This is a genomic window from Salinicola sp. V024, assembly GCF_052645315.1.
This window is the reverse complement of the sequence record NZ_JBQXYB010000014.1, coordinates 71,652-89,551: the sequence shown is the minus strand read 5'-3', so window position 1 is coordinate 89,551 and position 17,900 is coordinate 71,652. Positions and strand designations below refer to the sequence as shown.

Here is a 17,900-nt window from a genome sequence, read left to right as displayed (position 1 = left end):
GAGCCTTGATGCTGGCATCCCATCCAGTGCATCGACGATTCAGGAGTGATTATGGCCAGCGCTGAGCCCCGTGTAGGGCAGCTACGCAGCAAAATCGAGATGACTCTGCATACCTATCCGGCAGTGCTTGCCTGGCACGGACGCGGTGTCGAAAGCGGCAAGCCACAGGTGGTCGGTCTTAAACAGTTTCTGTCGCTCACCGGACGTGTCCATCAGGCAGCAGGCCGGGACGATCCCTACGCCGACAGCTGGCTGCTCATGCTCGAGGAGAAGATCGACGAGACCCGACAATCGCTCCATCAACTGGAAAAGCGAGTGAGCCAGGTTCTAAAGCAGATCCCGGAGGGGCTCGATGTCAGCCGCAACGTCAGCCAGCAACCGTTCGTGAGCCCCGTGTTCACCGGAGGTCAGATGGGCTGGCAGGCGGTCATGCTGCTGATGCAGTACGACAGCATCGTTCGCGATGTGCTGCTGGCCCATCACATTGGACTGCTGGGCAACAAGCAGCGTGGCGCGATGATTCGCGATCAGGGCGGCCACGCCCTGCGATCGCTATGTTACGCGCCGGTCAAGTTTCCGGGGTTCAGCGGGGCGACGCGTGATGACTTCGCAGCCAATAACGCCAAGGCCCGAAACGCTCTCGAGAAGTACGGCGAGCTACCGCAGGACATCTTTGAAGGGGCGCGCCGCAGTGAGTTTGCACCGACGATCCGACGCCAGGGAGCCGAGCTGGCCGGCAGTGATCAGGATCACAAGCTCGAAGGCGCGGATCTGGACGACGCTCAGTTGCTGCCCCAGCTCGGAGAATCCGAGGACTAATGCTGCAAGGTGATGCCGGGGGAATCACTCCACCAAGAGCAGGTTAGGGTGATTCCACTGTAATCACTCCACCAAGAGCAGATCAGGGTGATTCCACTGTAATCACTCCGCCAATAGCAGGTTAGGGTGTTGGGGCGGCCAGTATCTGCAACGAATACAAGATGGGACCGTGAGCGCGATGACTGCACTGGAACAGCGTCAGGACTTTGCACTGAATCAGTACGCAAAGGGCCTTTTAAAACCCTTTAAGGGTAAGGGGGAGATGATCCGATTTCGGGACGAGCTAGACGTGGAGTGTCGGCGGATGTGGCAAGAGGCAGCGGACTTCGCCAACCATTACAACCGAACCGTGGTCCAGGCAGGTCTCTGGCTGAAGCCTCACAACAACAGTGGTGGGCGCGTTCGCGCAGTGCAGTGGCGAGACAAGGCGCAGACCCAGATGGGACGACGCTTGCTCGAAGCCGTGCTCCAGTTCGGCGATATATCGGTGGGGATGAAGCGTCAACTGGTCGAGATCGAGACCGAGCGCGCGATCTTCAATGCCAAAGTTGCGGCGGCGACTCGACAGGTCGATCGCCTAAATCGCCTGCTGAGCGATCTCGGCGAGATCGAGGCCATGGTCTGACATCTGCAACGGTCCGGAATAGTTCGCAACCGGCCTTAACGTTTCTCGCTGACGTCCTTTGCCGCTCCCGGCCACTGTAGTCGGGCATACATTCGATTCAGGAGATTCAGATGAGCACGCATTTCATGGGCGAGGGGAACATTGGTTCGGATCCAGAAGTGAAAATGTTTTCCCCCAATGGCAATCAGCCATCGCGTGGCGTCATGCGACTGAACGTCCGATTCGATAATCCGGTGCCGACCGATACCGGCAACGTCGACAAGGGTGGCTTCTGGGCGAACGTCGAGATATGGCATCGCGATGTCGAGCAATGGGCTCGGCTGTATCAGAAGGGACTGCGCGTCATGGTATCGGGCCGAATGGTGCTGGACGAATGGCGGGACGGAGGAGGTAATAACCGGTCGCAGTTCAAGGTGCAGGCCGTACGCATCGGCATCCTGCCTTTCCGCGTCACCCAGGTTCAGCTCGAGCCGGCACAGGGCCAGCAAGCGCCACGGCAGCCTTCATCGTCCCAGGCTCCGCAACAGGGAGCTTATCCTAAAGCCGCTGGACCGGAAGGTGAATGGGATAACCCGGCGGGGTCTGATCCGAGCTATTCGGAATGAGCGGGCTCGCTGACTCGAAGGAAGGCTCTATCATCAAACAGACAAGGAGTGCTGGGATGAAGCACTGGGTGATGGCAGTGGGGATGGTGGCACTGGCAGGCTGCGCGGCGCAGGATCATTACTACTCGAACGGCGTCTGCGTGACCTGTTTTAATAATCCGGTGACGGGTGAGCCGCTGAACTACGATCCCAGCGAGACGCCGCAGGAAGTGGCAACCAATGCCGAGGGAGAAACGGCCGATGCGACAAGTCTGGGTAGCCAGAGCGGATCGGTCGACATCGATTCCCGTGTCGACGTCGATACCGCTTACGCTCGGATCAAGTCGGCGATGGGGTTCCGATCCCCTAATGACTTCGAGAGTCCGGAGAGCACCACTGCAAAAATGCAGATGGGCGATATAGCCTGGAAGCACGACCGCACCCCGGGGGCCTACTACAATCTCGGTGATTACGGACGGCAGACCGTTGGAGGGACACGATACTCGATCCTGCAGCGGGTTCAGATCGAGAAGAGTGGCGCGGGCTCGCGCATCCACTACAGTTGGGCACCGGCTGACAAGCGAACTCTATTCGATGGCAATGCCATGGAGTCTGCGCTGACACAGCGTCTCAAGGCCGCGTTAGACTGATTGCTCATGCCCAACATCTTCACCATCAAGGATGGTTGGAGCCTGGATGAACAGCTGGGCAACATGCTCCGGGAACTCGACGATACGCAGGCGACTGGCCGTGTCGTCGAGTTTCGTATTCAGCTCAGAGCGCTGATGCGAGAGTACGGTATCAGCGCCGATACGATCGTCGAATGGATCGACCTGGGGATGCTCAAGGATGAAAGAGACTGAGGCAGCGGTCTATCAACGGTTCTTCATTCGCCCGCGCCTGGGACATCGCCCGCTGATCGAGTCGGACATTCAGGCTGTCATCGACGGTGCGGTCACATGTCGTTTCGCCCCCGATGGCACGTTGCTCAAACCGACCATTCTCAAGCCCGGTCAGGGGCGTTACCTGATCCCCATGCGCTGGCTCAGCGGTGAGGTCATCACCATCGATAACGCCTCCACGGCGCAGTGGTTCTGGCTCGATGCTGACATTCCGTTCAATGGACCGTTGGCTCAGCGAATGGCCCTGGCGCTGACACGACACTCTGAGATCGCCTGTGTGGCCGAAGACAACACGCGCGGTGCTGCCCATGGCAATGCGGAAGCCTGGATCATCGACGACGCGCATTATCTGCTCCAGCTCGATTAACATTCCCAGCTGAATCCCCTGATCCAGCTCGTCACGCTGAGGCCATACACATTCTGTGAGGCCCGGTGTCATGTCTCGATTGTTCCTCTGCGAAAAACCCTCTCAGGCGCGCGATATTGGTGCGGTCCTGGGGGCAACCCGTAAAGCCAATGGCTGTCTGCAGGGCGATGGCGTCGTCGTCACCTGGGCCTTTGGTCATCTCCTCGAACAGGTCCCTCCCGAAGCCTACGATCCGGCGCTCAAGCGCTGGTCATTAGACACGCTGCCGATCCGGCCGACGCAGTGGAAGAACACGGTGCGCAAGGATGCCGGCAAGCAGTTCAAGGTGATTCAGGGGCTGCTCAAGCAGTGCAGCGAGGTGATCGTCTCCACCGACGCCGATCGGGAGGGCGAGACCATCGGGCGCGAGATCCTCGACGCTTGTCGCTACCAGGGCCGCGTCTCCCGCCTCTGGCTGTCGGCGCTGGATGAAGCGTCGATTCGCAAGGCCCTGAGCAACATCCGCCCTGGGGAGTCGACCTGGCCGCTGTACCAGGCGGGCCTGGGTCGTTCCCGTGCGGACTGGCTGGTTGGCATGAATCTGACTCGTGCGTTTTCGGTGCTGGCTCAGCAACAGGGCCATCAGGGCGTGTTGTCGGTGGGCCGCGTACAGACGCCGACGCTGGCTCTGGTCGTGAGACGGGATCAGGAGATCGCTAGCTTTGTGCCCAAGCCGTTCTGGGATGTGGTGGCGAACCTACAGGCGCAGGGTGGTCCGTTCCAGGCGAAGTGGCTGCCTGCCAACGCTGACTGGCTCGACGAGGAAGGCCGTTGCATCAATCAAGAGGCGGCGCGGACGATCGCGGCCCGGTGCCAGAGCGGCCAGGCCACGGTGGCGTCCGTCGAGACATCGCGCAAGCGTGAGGCCCAGCCACTGGTCATGGACCTCGGCACGCTGCAGCAGGAGTGCTCGAAGCGTTTCGGCTTCGGCGCCCAGCAGGTGCTCGACATCGCCCAGTCCCTCTACGAGACCCACAAGGCCACGAGCTATCCGCGTACCGACTGCCGCTACCTGCCGACGTCGATGCTGTCCGAGGTCGGGACCGTCGTGACGGCGCTCCTGTATTCGGAGGAGAAGCTCGCGCCGGTTATCGAGCGCCTGGATCAGAATTTCCAAAGCCGAGTCTGGAACGACAGCAAGATCACGGCCCACCACGGGATCATTCCCACCACGGCACCCTGCCGGATCGAGCGAATGAGCGAAGAAGAGTTCCGGGTCTACGATCTCGTCCGTCGCCATTATCTGGCGCAGTTCTTGCCCGCCCATGAGTACGACCAGACCGATGCGCGTCTGGATCTCGTTGGTGAGACGTTCGTGGCCTCGGGACGACAGGTGCGGGTCGAGGGCTGGAAAGCGCTATTCCCCCGAGGGAAGGGCAAAGGGCAGGACGGTGATGACGAGGAGGAGGAAGCGTCCGGCGCGCAGGCGCTCCCGCCTCTCCGTCAGGGGGAAAGCTGTACGGTCGTGGATCTCCTGGTGAAGGATCGCCAGACCCAGCCGCCGAAGCCATTCGCTGAAGGCACGTTGATCTCGGCGATGAAGAACGCGGCCCGATTCGTCACTGACGAACGTCTGCGCGCTAGGCTGCGAGAGAGCGCCGGTATTGGCACAGAGGCGACTCGTGCCGGCATCATCGAGATACTGCTCAAGCGAGGGTTCATTCGCAAGAAGGGGCGTACGATCGTTTCGACCCCGGTGGGGCAGGGGCTGATCGCGGCGCTACCGCCGCAGATCAGCAACCCTGGGATGACCGCATTGTGGGAACAGGCGCTGGACCAGGTGGCCGAGGGGACAATGACGCTGGATGATTTCATGGAGCGACAGAGCATGCTGCTCGATAAGCTTATTGAGATCGCGCTCCAGCAGCCTCAGTTGAATCTGCCCGAGGCACCCGGCGAAACCTGTCCCAAGTGTCAGGCGAAAATGCGCCAGCGCAAGAGCAGCAATGGCCCCTTCTGGTCATGCTCCCGCTATCCCGAGTGCGATGGAACAAAGGCAATTTTGAAAACAACGCGTCGTCATGGCACGAAGCAAACAGTGAAAAGAAAAAGGAACTCCAATTGAATAACGTTGTATATGAATACCATGTTTTCAACTATCAGAGCATTTGATGTTTACCGTGGTATAATTCTTGTCGTTTAAATCGATAAATGTGAGGTTATGACCAGTGTCGTTATTGAGTGAGTACACGAAGAAAGAGCAACTACTCAAGCAGCTTTCGGAAGAACTCAAAGTCTTGGAAAGCGATCAACGCTTGAAGAACGAGCTCGAGTTCAAAGGCAAGCTCGAAGCACTGATGGCGGAGTATGACAAGAAGGCGAAAGACGTTATCGATTTATTATCGCCGGATGACACTCGTTATGTGCCTCAGTCGTCAACAGCAAATGGGCGGCGAAAGCGAAAGCTGAAGATCTACAAGAATCCCAACACCGGAGAGGTGATCGAGACCCGTGGTGGGAATCATAAAGCACTCAAGGCCTGGAAGGATGAGCATGGCAGTGAAACCGTTGAGGGTTGGGTAGTTCGCGAAGAGCAATGAGGTTAACCGCGGCGTGACAAGGCATGCCAGCCTCGGCACACGACTTGATGAAGCGGGAGGACTAACTGATAATGGTCAGGCACCCCGTTGCCAACTGACGGTTATCAGTTGGTCCCTTTGGACTCTCCTTGGGTCCGAACCCAAAGCGCAAACACCTGGTGAGAATGCGCACCCCTTCGCAAGGCTCTCTTGCACTACATTGGCGTGTATGCGGGTTCCAGGTTCCCTATGTTTCAGGTCGACCGGTCGTCGACCCCTTCTTCAAGCCCATCTCGACCGGCCAGCGAGTCATTTTTTCAAAGGATGACTCGCTGGCCGGTTGGACTTTGTTTCACTGTGGCGGCGCCCACCGCCTGACCCCTGGGCTCCCTTTGTGCGGGGATCCGCGCACAATCGTATCGGTCCAACGCCATGATTCGGGACCGGATGCAGTGGCAATCGAACCATGACTACGAGGGGCATGGCCGATGGCCGGCATGATGGCTAATTTCATACTTGCTACCCAAACCGGTATCGGTAGCCGACTGGACGCGCAGTTCTGGTCCTCAATCCCAAGGCGAGGCGGCGATGTGTTCGCTGCCTCGGCTTGCGATTGACGATCGATGATAGGGGGTTGACGCCGTGAAAAAGTGGCGCAATCCTGTCGATGTAAGCCGCTGGTCACTGACGGTCATCAGTGACGCCTTTTTGCCTTCGGGCAATTCCCGAAGCCGTTAACGCATCCCGAGAGACGGCGCTCACCTGAGCTGGATGCCACTTCCGAATTCTCGGCCTCGCGCCGAACCACCCATCCGGGGGAACACTTTCCCGGATGGGATGGTGTGTCTCCTGGAGTCCTACGACTCGATCCAAGGAGTAACACCATGTCCAACTCGACCGATAATCAGTTCTTCGACCTTCACATTACTGGCGTTGGCTATGTCAATCGGATCCGCAAGATCACGCCCAAGCGTGGCGAAGCCTTCTGGGCTTGCGACATATCCGCGTTGAATGGTCCTGCCAATGATGTTGAATATCGCCGTTTCGACTGCCGCGTTAGCGGTGCCAAAGCGGAAAAGCTGGTCAAGAAATTTGCCGCAACCGTGGCCGATCGCAAGGAGAAGGGTACCAACGAGCCCAAGATCCTGATCGGCTTCAAGCTCGGCGACCTCTATCCCGATCTGTTCACGCGGACCAAGGGTGATCGCGCTGGCGAAACAGCCGTGAGCCTCAAGGCGCGTCTACTGTTCGTCAATTGGGCCAAGGTGGATGGCGACAAGGTTTATGAATCGCCACGGCGTGACGAAACCCCATCAATCGATATCAGTGCCCAGGCTGACGATACAGCGTCGCAGGGAACCGGTGTGCCTGCCCAACCCGCCGTCAGCGGATCGGTCGGTGCCGCCGAAGCGGTCGTCTGATTCCACCTCAACCACCTCACCATCCGGGAAAGCGTTAGCTTCCCGGGGGTGTGGTTTAACCCACCCGCTCGCAGGGAGATCTCTCCCTCATGGGCGACATCTCTCTTGCAGCATTGACTGGAGATGTCATGTCCTACTCTTCTCGACTTCGCATCGCTCGCGCGATATTTGACGCGGCTGATCGAATCAGCAGCAGTATTACCGCTGCGTGCGTTGTTGCAGCTCTTCTGGGTCCAGCACTCAAGACACAGCCCGACGGCTATCTCACTGCTTTCGTGGCAGGTGCGATTTTTCTCGTCCTGACCCTGATCGCTGGGATTGCCAAAGGCATGCTAGACTCACTGATAACCAAGGCCGAAACCGATGGAGGTGATGCCTGATGGACTCTGCAAACCTGCTGTTGGGTACAATTTTTGTCGTGCTGACCGTATCGATGACGGTTGCTGGTGGTTATGCCTATACCGTCCATCGCAAGCTGGAAGCGCGACGGAAACGCTGACACAGGCCGATCCTTACATGTCATGAGCTGCCTCCTTCGGGAGGCAGTTTTCGTTCCAGCGGGATAAACCTCCCGGAACCCTTCAAAACAGCTCCGTCGTCAGACGGACTTAACGTTTCTTCTCCCACCCGGGGCCATTTCCCGGTGGGATGGCTCCATTCCTTCAAGGAGCCATCGACATGAAACCGTACTGCTTGCAACCGGGGTCCGCCGGTGATTCTCACAGTGTCTATGAGGGCAATCCAGCCTGGCCAGCGTGTCCGATGGGGCATTTGCGCCCGGCTTTCGACATCGAGCGTGACTACGGCCACGGTCCCTGGATCGTGTTCGACACGTTGGGGCGGCCCTTTTCCGGTGACTCACCGGAGACGGCGCTCGATGCCTTCACCACTCGTCCAATGACGCGGGTCACGCTGACCTGAGCGTCTTCTCAACCCACTCACCCAATCGGGGCCACGCCCCGAGGGGGTGGCTCCGATCACACCGATACACAGAGGAGCGATCCCATGAGTGATTGCCTGGATTATCAGCTTTCCAATGAAGACATTGGCGTCATCTTAGCGGGTCTGAGGTTGCTTCAACGCACCGCCGAGGGAGACGTGTCTGATTGGGATATTCCCGACGAGATAAAAGAGCTTGCCGGCGAGAGCCTGGATGCCGAAAACGTCGATCGGTTACGCGAGCGACTCAACTTAGGTGGCTCTTCGAATGAAAGCGACGAGGATGAACGTGACGTTCTGATAAAGCGGGTACGAGCGGAGCTTTCGCGTCCGGAGTGGGACTCCGACACGGCTGCCAATTTGGCAACGGCGCTAGCCGATGCCGGATGGCCGACCTTTTTCCCTGAGCATGAGGGGTGGTGTCTCGACGTCGAGGATGGAGTTTACGTCGTCATCGCTCGAGAAGACGGTCCGTTCCGGTCCAATGCTGAAGTCATGAAGTCGATTGCGCTTCAATTCGCCAGTGGTAGCCGATGGCATGGCCAAGTGTTGGACACGATCGGTATGACAGCATGCGGACAGGGTTTGCCACTGATGAAAATCGTCGGCTTAGGACCCACCTCGATCGACGTGATGGTATGCAACGAATTCAGGCCCGAGAGCTGTCTCGAGATCGGTTACCGACCGGATCCGTTTGCGCCTAGCTCGTGGTCGATATTCAGTCGAGATCCGGCTACCGGGGAAGCCAGCTGGGTTGCAGACAAGAAGGATTGTCGTAGTGCCTTGGCATTTTCTGCCGATCAACTGGGCGTGACCATCAACGAAGAGGTCGTTGCAACGTTCTCCAAATACTTCCAGTGATCTGAATTCTGAACGTCCTACGGGGCGTTTTTTTTGGCCCGTCGAAAGCGTCACGAGCGCAATTAACATTTCCCGTCGCGAGTGCGGTTGGCCTTCGGCACGGTGATTACGATCATTCAGGTTCCCCGCGCGCGAGGCCAAGCTCGATGTATCCCTACCAGAAAACCCGTGTCATTCCCTTAGCATTCCTGATTGCGCTCACCGCTGGGTGCGCCCATCAGCAGCAGGCACCGCAGCCGAGCGAGAGCGAACGCCTAGCTGCCGACTATCCCAACGCCGACAAGATGACTATCGCTCGAGGCGATGGGGCGGGTCAGTCCCGCGTGGTGGCGACCGGGTTGGATCAGCCCTCGCACGAGGTCGAGCCGGACGTCTACCGCAATCGCGATGCGTCTCGAGTCGAGGTGATGCGGGGCGGGCGCTATGCCCTGGTCACGGCCAATGCCACGTTGCAACAGCGCAATCTACTCGAACAGACCGTCAATATCTCGATCCCCGCGTCGATGACCCCATCCGTTGAGGATGGGTTGCGCTACACCCTGCAGCATACCGGCTACAGCCTCTGCGCTCCTCAGGAAGAACCCCAAGAATTGCTCTATAGCCGGCCACTGCCAGCGGCGCACTTCCGCCTGGGTCCGATGCCGCTTCGCGAGGCGCTTCAGGTGCTCGCCGGCAGTGCTTTCGAGGTCCAGACCGACCCCATCGCGCGGACCATCTGCTACCAGGTGCGCGACCAGCGTCTAATCGAGGAGAAGACCGGCCATGACGGATGAACGCCAGACTCACGGAGATTCCGGCGAGCCGAAACAGGAATCCCACCTGGGAACGCCGATCGACTCGGACGCCGGACGTCGTGAGCCCTCATTCTCCCATCACGATGATGTCGGTGAGCAGGGCCCCGGGGACGCCCATCGCGAGGGTGCCATTGACGAGGAGCCAGGCTACACGCCCTATGTGGAGCGGCGCAGACGCTGGAGCCCGTTGCGTCTGGCATTGCTGGTGCTGGGTGCTGTCATCATCTTGGCCGTTGTCTATCTCGTCGTCTTTGTCGACAGTGAGCCGGAGGGTCCGACTGTGGAATCTCGCCTGCAGTCACAGCAGCAGGTCATCGATCAGCTGCGTGTGCGCATCGAGGAACTGCAGAGCGGTCAGGACGAACGCCGTAGTCAGACCGAGGGTACCAGCAACCGCCTCGGCGAGATCTACTCTCGCATGGACGATCTCGAGGCACGTCGCCAGACATCTCCGCTGCAGGCGCTGCCCGAGCGTCTTCAAGCGCTTTCCGATCGGGTCGATGAGCTGTCCAGCTCCGTGGACGTGCGATTCAGTGCCGCGCAGGAGGAGGAGCAGTCGCTCGAGGCGTCAATCGAGGAGGTGCGCAAACTGCGGGCGAATCAGAAGACCAGTGCCCAGCAGAGTCAGCTCAAGCGTCAACGTCAGGTCCGTCGAGAGCCCGAGCCGCCGTCACCGCCATTTTCGGTGTCGGGCGTCGAGTTGCGCGGTGGGCGCAGCTATCTCGCCGTGGCATCTGGGGCCGCAGGGCGCTTGAGCGATCTGCGCCTGATAGGTGAAGGGCAGAGCATCGGGCAGTGGCACCTCTCGTCGATCGAGAGCCACTCGGCGGCGTTCACCATCAACGGCCAGACCGTGGTCGTCCCGGTTCCTTGAGGAGAGACCCATGATGATGATTCGTGACCGACGCTTGGGCATTGCGCTCCTGCTGTTCGCTGCCTTACCGGTCTGGGCGCAAGAGGGGCAGGAGAGCGAGTCGACTCGGATCGATCAGACACGGGTCGAGCAGAGCAGCCAGCGGGCTGCCGAAGCCTGGGGCCTGAACCAGCAGGAGTATCAACGCTACGAGTCAATCATGGAGGGGCCGCGTGGAACCTGGTCCCCCAACCTGGATCCGCTGATCGCGCTGGGCCTGGAAGCGCGTAGCCAAGCCGAGCGCCAGAAGTACGCCGAGAAGCTGGTCGAGACCGAGCGTGCCCGCGTCGAAGCGGAACTCGCGTTCCAGCGCGCCTACGACGACGCCTGGCAGCGGCTCTATCCCAACGACATGCCGGTCAACTCGTTCACCACGAAAGGGGGCGAGGACGCGCCGCAATCGGTATTCGGCAATAACCCGTCAACGTCCAGCCAGCGCCTGAATGTGGTGGTGGCTACCGAGGGCTGCAGCCAGTGTGAGACCACCGTGAAGCGGCTACTGAGCACCGGCGCGGCCATGGACATCTGGGTCGTGGATTCCAACGGCAACGATGACCGCATCCGCAGCTGGGCGGCCGAGATGGGCATTCCGCCGGCGAAGGTTCGCGCCGGCACGATCACGCTCAACCATGGCGGCTCGCTGAACGTCGACAGCAGCGATCTGCCGCGCGTTGCGCCGAGGGTTGACCCATGATCCCTCGGGGGTTGAAAGCAGCGACAACTGGGCTGGTCGCGGTGCTGGTCGTCGGGATCGCGCACGCCGGGCAACCCGACATTCCGTCCGCTTACGTGGTCGCCGCCGAGGACCATGGCGTGCCGCCGGCGGTGCTGTACGCGGTGGCCAGCGCCGAGTCGGTGGTCAGCCTCAATGCCGGACGTCGTCCCTGGCCCTGGACGTTGAACGTCGCTGGCAAGTCGATGCGTTTCGGCGATCGGGGCTCGGCTTGCCAGGCGCTCACCGATGCGCTCGAGACAACGAAGATCGTCGACGTCGGGATCGCCCAATTGAACGTGCGCTGGCAGCCACAACTGTTTGGTGACGGCCAGCGTTTCGCGGATCCCTGCGAAGGCCTCGACCCCTACGCCAATCTCGATGAAGCGGCGGCGCTGATTCGTCACCATTTCGACGAGGCCGGCGACTGGTTGATCGCGGCGGGGCGCTATCACCGTCCGGCAGGCGGTCGTCCTGCCGAGCGATATCGGGCCGTGGTCAGCGAGGAGCTAGCCCGACTCGGCGCGTCTCCGTCTCTCGAAGCGGCGTCGCCGGCACTGATGGCTGCGCGCCAGACACCCGCCCTGAAGCGTGCTCATCGACCTGCCGTATCGTCGGTCGTGAGCACCACCGCAGCCGCGACGGATGAGGCGTTGACGTGGGTTACGCCGAGCCCACGGACACCAGAATCCGACGTCACCTGGGTGACGCCCGAGCAGCGGCCCTGGATGGCTGAAGTCGCGATTCGATAGGAGACCTCGATGAAAAAATCACTCTGCCTCAGCCTGCTAACGGGATGCGCAGTGACGCTCATGTCGATAGCAGCAATGGCACAAGCCCCCGTCGAGCGACCGCCGGGGCTGCCTCAACTGATGGTGGTTGCCGACCACGGTGGTGAATCCGCGCGACCCTATTACGTGGCCATCAAGGGCGCGGGGGTCGACGAGGAAGAGGGCTATGCGACCCAGTTAGGCGGAACACCACGTCCGTCCCGCCCCTACGGGGAGCAAGACATGCTGCCGCTCGAGAGCGAGCAGCTGACCCCCGGCACCGTGGCGCCGCGTCAGCTGGATCTGCCCGGCGGATTTACGCCGATCTTTTTGATTGGCGATGACGATCTGTCCCGGCAGTGGCTCGCCCAGCGTGGTGACATCCTGCGCGAGATGAACGCGGTGGGGTTGGTCGTGCAGGTCCGGGACGAGCAGGCTTTGCAGGCGCTTCGCAACGCCGCCCAGGGGCTCGAACTGCGGCCAGTGTCCGGCGATGGCCTGGCCGAGCGGCTGGGACTTCGTCACTACCCTACGCTGATCAGTCAGCGAGGTATCGAGCAATGAGCAGCAACCATCCCCTCGAATCTCTCCTGCGGCCCGCGGTCGAGCTTTACACCGTCTGGATCTGCGCCGGGTGCGCGGTCTTGTGTATCTGGGCGCCCTGGTCGCTCGCACTGGCGCCAAGTGTGGGCATTACCATGGCGGGCGGTTTTGCGGCGTTCGGGGCCTGGCGCTTTCGTCAGGCATGGACCGTGCTGCGCTATCGCCGCAACATGCGCCGTCTGCCGCGCTTCGCGCTGCCGGCGCGCAAGGTGCCGTTGAGCCGCCGTAGCCTCTGGCTGGGTAAGGGTTTCAAATGGGACGCCCAGCATACCCAACGCCTGCATGAAGCAGCGCAGCCCGGGGCCAAGAGCTACGTCCTGCCGAGTCCCTGGTATCAGCGAGCGCGCCGGCTGGAACAGTCGATGGAAGGCGGCGCTGTTGGCCAGCATATCGCGGCGCTGCTGCGGTGGGACTCTTTCCTGAACCCAGTGAGGCCGCTGCCGCCGGTGGGCGGGCGTCCCGCGCTGCATGCCGTCGAGTGGAGAGAGCACGACGTCTGGATGCCGCTGGGCGAGCGGGTGGGGCACACCCTGGTCGAGGGGACGACTCGCGTGGGCAAGACGCGCCTGGCCGAGATCCTGATCACCCAGGACATTCGCCGTGGCGACATCACCATCTGCTTCGACCCCAAGGGCGATGCGGACCTGATGATACGCATGTATGCCGAGGCGCAGAAGGCTGGTCGCGGCGACGAATTCTATATATTTCATTTGGGTTGGCCGGACGTGTCATGCCGCTACAACGCTGTGGGGCGTTTCTCGCGGCTCTCCGAGGTATCGACACGCGTGACAGGCCAACTCTCCGGCGAAGGCAACTCTGCTGCGTTTCGGCAGTTCGCCTGGCGCTTCGTCAACATCGTCGCTCGGGCGCGCCACGCCCTGGGCGAGCGGCCAAGCTACGGTCAGATCCTGGCCGACGTGGTGAACATCGATGCGCTGCTGATGCAGTACGTCCAGGAGACGCTGGAACAGCAGATGCCAGGCTCGAACCAACAGATCACGGAGATCGAGGGCAAGCTCAATGACCGCAATATGCCGCGCAATATGGTGGGGCGTCACAAGCGGGTTGTGGCGATCGTCCAATACCTGCAACAGCCCGAAGTCATCGAGACACTGACCGATCCTGTCCTGGATGGTCTGCTGTCGGCGGTACGTTACGACAAGACCTACTTTGACAAGATTGTGGCCTCGCTGTTGCCGCTGCTCGAGAAGCTAACAAGCGGCAAGATCGCGGAGCTGCTGTCACCGGACTACAACGACATTGAGGACGAGCGCCCGATCATCGACTGGCAGCAGATCATTCGCAAGAAGGGGGTGGTCTACGTCGGGCTCGACGCGCTCTCCGACTTCGAAGTCGCGCAGGCCGTTGGCAATAGCATGTTCGCTGACATCGTGTCGGTGGCCGGTCACATCTACAAGTTTGGCTCCGAGGATGGGTTGCCGGGGCAGGGCGGGAGCCATAAACAGCCCATCAACCTGCATTGTGATGAGTTCAACGAACTGATGGGCGACGAGTTCATCCCACTGATCAACAAGGGCGGCGGTGCCGGCATCCAAGTAACGGCCTACACCCAGACGCTGTCGGACATTGAGGCGCGTATCGGTTCCCCGGCCAAGGCGGGTCAGGTGGTGGGCAACTTCAATAACCTGATCATGCTGCGTGTACGCGAGGAGCGCACCGCGCGGCTGCTCACCGATCAGCTCGCCAAGGTCAACGTGGCGACCCGGCTGATGGTCTCGATGGCCAGCGATAACGCTGACGTCAATTCCGATCAGGACTTCAGCTCCTCAGCCGGCGATCGTATTGGTACCGAGTCGGTGGAAATGCTGACCTCCAACGACGTGATCAACCTGCCCAAGGGCCAAGCGTTCGCGCTGCTTGAAGGCGGGCAGCTGTGGAAGATCCGCATGCCGCTGCCGTTGCCGGACAAGACCGAGGACGTGCCGAAGGACGTGGCGGACATTGCCGCGCGAATGCGAGCGAAGTACGCGACGGGCGATCAGTGGTGGGAAGGGGTCATGCCGCCGCCGATCCACGTGGATTTCAGCGTGCTGGCGAGCCGTCAGGATGCATCCGATCGCCACGGTGGTGGCAGCATGTCTCATGGCGAGGCCGGGGAGGTGAACGATGGCGAGGGATGACGCGCCGGCGCAGCGCGCCGAGAAAAAACGCAGTGGCCTCATCGGCACGCTGCTGAAGTTGCCGTTCACGCTTATTGCCATCGTCGTGGTCTCGATCTTCTGCTCGATCGTGATCGAGTGGGTGGGAATCTACTTCGGCTGGTTCAGTCAGACGGGATCGGACCACGCCTATCAGACCATGCTTTCCGAGATGGGCTATCTGGACAGCCAGTTCACTCGCTCGCTATTGGTCTCGGCACCCATGGAGTTTGCCAATCGGATCGTGGACACCTGCTATCAGTGGTTGTTCGTGAAGTCGGGGATTGCCGCATGGGCCGAGTCGGGTAGCGATTCGGAAGGCTGGATCGACGTGATCAAGACCTATCTGCAGGCGGGTATGTACGTCACCCTGATGACACTGACGCGTTGCGTCATCCTGATCCTGACCTCACCGCTGTTCATACTGGCCGCCCTGGTCGGCTTCATCGACGGGCTGGTGAGCCGGGATCTGCGCCGCTTTGGCGCGGGGCGCGAGTCGGCGTTCATCTACCATCACGCCAAGCGGATGGTGACACCGATTTTCTTGGCCGGCTGGCTGATCTACCTGTCATTGCCGTTCTCGATCCACCCGAATTTGTTCTTGCTGCCGTGCGCGCTGCTGTTCGGGCTGATGATCGCCATCGCGACATCAAGCTTCAAGAAGTATCTATAGCCTTGATTTTAATGTGGAATTTTTTCCTTTAATTAGTCACCCTATATAAGGATTTTTCACAAAATGGACTTGAAATGGAAGATTCGTCGCTATACTCGCTGATGGCTGCGCTAGCTACCTGCTTACTTGTTTTAGTAGGTTTAGCGCAAATTGCGCTAATGGCCTCGCAGAGAAAACAGCAACGTCTGGTGTTCGTAGAGTTTTTTGGTGATAGGTGGCGGGATTCCCAAAGAAGTTGGGAGGTGGTCGTGTTCATCGGGAGAGAACGAGGGGAATACTACCAAGTCGCTGATAAAGTTCGGTTGACCGCGATCGATGACGTAGTTCAAAGCTATTCTTCGAGTAGGAGAGATACCCAGTGTGTTCTTGCTTTGCAATCCGTGTGCAATTTGCTAGCCGACGTCTGTCTAAAGATAATGCAGGGACAGGTCCAGGTTGGCGATGTGTATCCAATATTTGGTACGGAAGTTTTGAGGCAAGGTAGACCTCTCAGGGCCTTGCTTGATAACGAGAGCTCCCTGTGGAGATACGGGAGAATAGGCCCCGATGACGAAGAAATGCGGCATCTCAATGTAAGAGATAGTTTGCAGACTTGGCTCATTTATCATGACGGGGTGAGAAGAAGGTGTTTGATTTTAATAGATTTGCTTTGGGCTGAAGCCGTCCGGCTTGAAGATCTACCTCCCGCAGAAATGAAGCAAGCGGCGGATGTCAAGAAGCAAACGGGTGTAAGAAATAGAAGTAGGCTGAAATTTGAGATTATGCGGCTAAGGGGAACGTTATCTTTTCTTGCTGCTTGGAAGCTGGCTTTTTTCTTGAAGTACTCAGAGTACCGCTCTTTCTTAGGCTTACGGGGTGTGAATAAAAAAAGGTTGAGTGTTCTGGAGAAAGAGTGGACCGACCGTCTCCTTAGACGGCGATGATCGCAAGCTAATGAACAGTCCATAAGCATGCCCGCAACCAAGTTTCTCTCTAGCTAAGTCGAAGTTTTACGAACTCTCTCCCGGCTAACAGCCGGGGTGCCCACTGCAATTTTCTTCCAAGAATACCCACCTGTTTCGCTTAACGTTTTCGGCTGATCCCTGCGTGAGTTGCCTCGACCATGAGGCCATGTCGTCACCACTCACGACGGGACTCAACCATGACGGTGCGCCAACGTTTTTCCCTCTTCTCTCTGTTCACGAGCCTCGTGCTGTCCAGCGGCCTGTCGGCACCTGTACAGGCCGATGACATCGACGAGATTCAGCGCCGCGATCTGGCGCTCATCCAGACCCAGATCGAGCAGATCAAGGTCATGGTCGATCGCATCAATGCGAGGCAGCAAAACGCGGATCCCGAGTCCACGCGGATCTACTTCGATATCCCGCGTCTGCGCGATGACTTGCACGCCATCACCAGCGGCATCGATGCCTATCTCGCGCCGGACCGTCTGCTGCCACGCCAGCCCCAGGCGCTAGATGGCGACTACCTCGAGGACCGGGGGCAGTAATGGCTGTTTCGACCAGCACCGCCTTCGAAGCCGGCGCGGGCGCAAGCCCCGATACCGTCTACCTACTGATCGCCAGCGTCGGCTGCGCGCTCGCCATTCTATGGCTCACCTGGCTGACTATCAGCGCCTGGCGCGGCTGGACGGGCGGCCGCTTCGGCGAGTGGATCATGACCTGGAGCTTCATCCGGGGCGTGATGGTCGTGGTGATTCTTTTCTGGCTGCTTCTGCGGTAGCGGGCGCAGCAGAACGCCCCATCCGGGGCAATGCCGGCCACCCACGCCATGGTGGGCGGATGGCAAGCAACCCCAGCAAGTGACCCAAGGAGAATCGAGCGATGAAATCCTTCATGAACCTCTTCCGCCGCGCCCGAGGCGCGTTCGCGCCATCCGCTGCCGTCCTCATGGCCTTGCCCTCGGTGGCCATGGCTGCACTACCGCAGCAGGAGAGCATTACCGAGGGTGCCGACGGCGATCTCTTCGGCACCATCCAGGGGGTGGGGCAGGAAGGCTTCAGCCTGGGCTTCATTGCCTTGGCGGCGTTCGCCATCCTCGTCTACATCGTCGGCCTCATCTGGGCCTTCAACGAGTCCAAGAAACGCGGGGAGTGGAGTGTGCTTGGGGCCGTGCTCGGCTTCGGCGTTCTCATGATCGTGGTCGTCATCTGGCTGGCGAACTACGGCGACCCGATCATGGGCGGCTGAGGGAGACGTCG

Annotated in this window: 22 protein-coding genes; all 22 read left to right on the top strand. The window is 59.9% G+C overall.

The features are described from left to right. Positions 1-51 precede the first annotated feature (51 nt). Positions 52-819, top strand: coding sequence for a PFL_4669 family integrating conjugative element protein (locus ACUN9V_RS17055; protein WP_445512277.1), 768 nt, complete (start codon positions 52-54; stop codon positions 817-819). A 178-nt stretch (positions 820-997) separates the two neighbouring features. After that, on the top strand, positions 998-1,444 hold the full coding sequence (locus tag ACUN9V_RS17050) for a DUF3158 family protein (RefSeq protein WP_246837770.1): 447 nt from the start codon (positions 998-1,000) through the stop codon (positions 1,442-1,444). A gap of 110 nt (positions 1,445-1,554) precedes the next feature. Next, positions 1,555-2,049 (top strand): single-stranded DNA-binding protein, encoded by a 495-nt coding sequence (locus ACUN9V_RS17045; RefSeq protein ID WP_445512276.1) that lies wholly within the window; start codon positions 1,555-1,557, stop codon positions 2,047-2,049. A gap of 56 nt (positions 2,050-2,105) precedes the next feature. Beyond that, the gene (locus ACUN9V_RS17040; protein WP_445512275.1) at positions 2,106-2,678 is read left to right on the top strand and encodes a hypothetical protein; all 573 of its coding nucleotides are present in this window, start codon (positions 2,106-2,108) and stop codon (positions 2,676-2,678) included. 6 nt (positions 2,679-2,684) lie between these two features. Beyond that, entirely contained in the window at positions 2,685-2,891 is a 207-nt protein-coding gene (locus ACUN9V_RS17035; RefSeq protein ID WP_075563459.1) for a hypothetical protein, read from the top strand. Next, positions 2,878-3,297, top strand: a complete 420-nt coding sequence (locus ACUN9V_RS17030; protein WP_087721068.1) for a hypothetical protein — start codon at positions 2,878-2,880, stop codon at positions 3,295-3,297. Before ACUN9V_RS17035 ends, ACUN9V_RS17030 begins: the two co-directional genes overlap by 14 nt. 70 nt (positions 3,298-3,367) lie before the next feature. Continuing rightward, positions 3,368-5,401 carry a DNA topoisomerase III gene (locus tag ACUN9V_RS17025; protein WP_445512274.1) on the top strand — a complete coding sequence of 678 codons (2,034 nt, stop codon included), beginning with the start codon at positions 3,368-3,370 and terminating at the stop codon, positions 5,399-5,401. A 103-nt stretch (positions 5,402-5,504) separates the two neighbouring features. Further along, entirely contained in the window at positions 5,505-5,876 is a 372-nt protein-coding gene (locus ACUN9V_RS17020) for a histone-like nucleoid-structuring protein, MvaT/MvaU family (protein WP_445512273.1), read from the top strand. Between the two features lie 863 nt (positions 5,877-6,739). Then, on the top strand, positions 6,740-7,276 hold the full coding sequence (locus tag ACUN9V_RS17015) for an STY4534 family ICE replication protein (protein WP_445512272.1): 537 nt from the start codon (positions 6,740-6,742) through the stop codon (positions 7,274-7,276). 89 nt (positions 7,277-7,365) lie between these two features. Further along, positions 7,366-7,656, top strand: a complete 291-nt coding sequence (locus ACUN9V_RS17010; RefSeq protein WP_445512271.1) for a hypothetical protein — start codon at positions 7,366-7,368, stop codon at positions 7,654-7,656. A 298-nt stretch (positions 7,657-7,954) separates the two neighbouring features. Then, positions 7,955-8,197: a hypothetical protein gene (locus ACUN9V_RS17005; protein ID WP_139313687.1), complete on the top strand. Its 243-nt coding sequence runs from the start codon at positions 7,955-7,957 to the stop codon at positions 8,195-8,197. A gap of 84 nt (positions 8,198-8,281) precedes the next feature. Continuing rightward, the gene (locus ACUN9V_RS17000) at positions 8,282-9,076 is read left to right on the top strand and encodes a hypothetical protein (RefSeq protein ID WP_445512270.1); all 795 of its coding nucleotides are present in this window, start codon (positions 8,282-8,284) and stop codon (positions 9,074-9,076) included. A 146-nt stretch (positions 9,077-9,222) separates the two neighbouring features. Beyond that, complete coding sequence (gene pilL2, locus ACUN9V_RS16995; RefSeq protein WP_445512269.1) at positions 9,223-9,849, top strand: PFGI-1 class ICE element type IV pilus protein PilL2; 627 nt, start codon at positions 9,223-9,225, stop codon at positions 9,847-9,849. Continuing rightward, the gene (locus ACUN9V_RS16990; protein WP_445512268.1) at positions 9,839-10,744 is read left to right on the top strand and encodes a hypothetical protein; all 906 of its coding nucleotides are present in this window, start codon (positions 9,839-9,841) and stop codon (positions 10,742-10,744) included. The genes pilL2 and ACUN9V_RS16990 overlap by 11 nt, the downstream gene beginning before the upstream one ends. Before the next feature lie 10 nt (positions 10,745-10,754). After that, positions 10,755-11,477 carry a TIGR03759 family integrating conjugative element protein gene (locus ACUN9V_RS16985; RefSeq protein WP_445512267.1) on the top strand — a complete coding sequence of 241 codons (723 nt, stop codon included), beginning with the start codon at positions 10,755-10,757 and terminating at the stop codon, positions 11,475-11,477. 11 nt (positions 11,478-11,488) lie between these two features. Then, entirely contained in the window at positions 11,489-12,247 is a 759-nt protein-coding gene (locus tag ACUN9V_RS16980) for a hypothetical protein (protein WP_445512266.1), read from the top strand. A 75-nt stretch (positions 12,248-12,322) separates the two neighbouring features. Then, on the top strand, positions 12,323-12,829 hold the full coding sequence (locus ACUN9V_RS16975) for an integrating conjugative element protein (protein WP_445512265.1): 507 nt from the start codon (positions 12,323-12,325) through the stop codon (positions 12,827-12,829). Then, positions 12,826-15,009, top strand: coding sequence for a type IV conjugative transfer system coupling protein TraD (traD, locus tag ACUN9V_RS16970; RefSeq protein WP_445512264.1), 2,184 nt, complete (start codon positions 12,826-12,828; stop codon positions 15,007-15,009). The genes ACUN9V_RS16975 and traD overlap by 4 nt, the downstream gene beginning before the upstream one ends. Further along, entirely contained in the window at positions 14,996-15,700 is a 705-nt protein-coding gene (locus ACUN9V_RS16965) for a TIGR03747 family integrating conjugative element membrane protein (RefSeq protein ID WP_445512263.1), read from the top strand. Before traD ends, ACUN9V_RS16965 begins: the two co-directional genes overlap by 14 nt. A 1,141-nt stretch (positions 15,701-16,841) precedes the next feature. Beyond that, positions 16,842-17,189: an integrative conjugative element protein, RAQPRD family gene (locus ACUN9V_RS16960; protein WP_445512262.1), complete on the top strand. Its 348-nt coding sequence runs from the start codon at positions 16,842-16,844 to the stop codon at positions 17,187-17,189. Beyond that, positions 17,189-17,422, top strand: a complete 234-nt coding sequence (locus ACUN9V_RS16955) for a TIGR03758 family integrating conjugative element protein (protein WP_445512261.1) — start codon at positions 17,189-17,191, stop codon at positions 17,420-17,422. The genes ACUN9V_RS16960 and ACUN9V_RS16955 overlap by 1 nt, the downstream gene beginning before the upstream one ends. Positions 17,423-17,523: 101 nt before the next feature. Further along, positions 17,524-17,889 carry a DUF2976 domain-containing protein gene (locus ACUN9V_RS16950; protein ID WP_445512260.1) on the top strand — a complete coding sequence of 122 codons (366 nt, stop codon included), beginning with the start codon at positions 17,524-17,526 and terminating at the stop codon, positions 17,887-17,889. Positions 17,890-17,900: the final 11 nt, after the last annotated feature.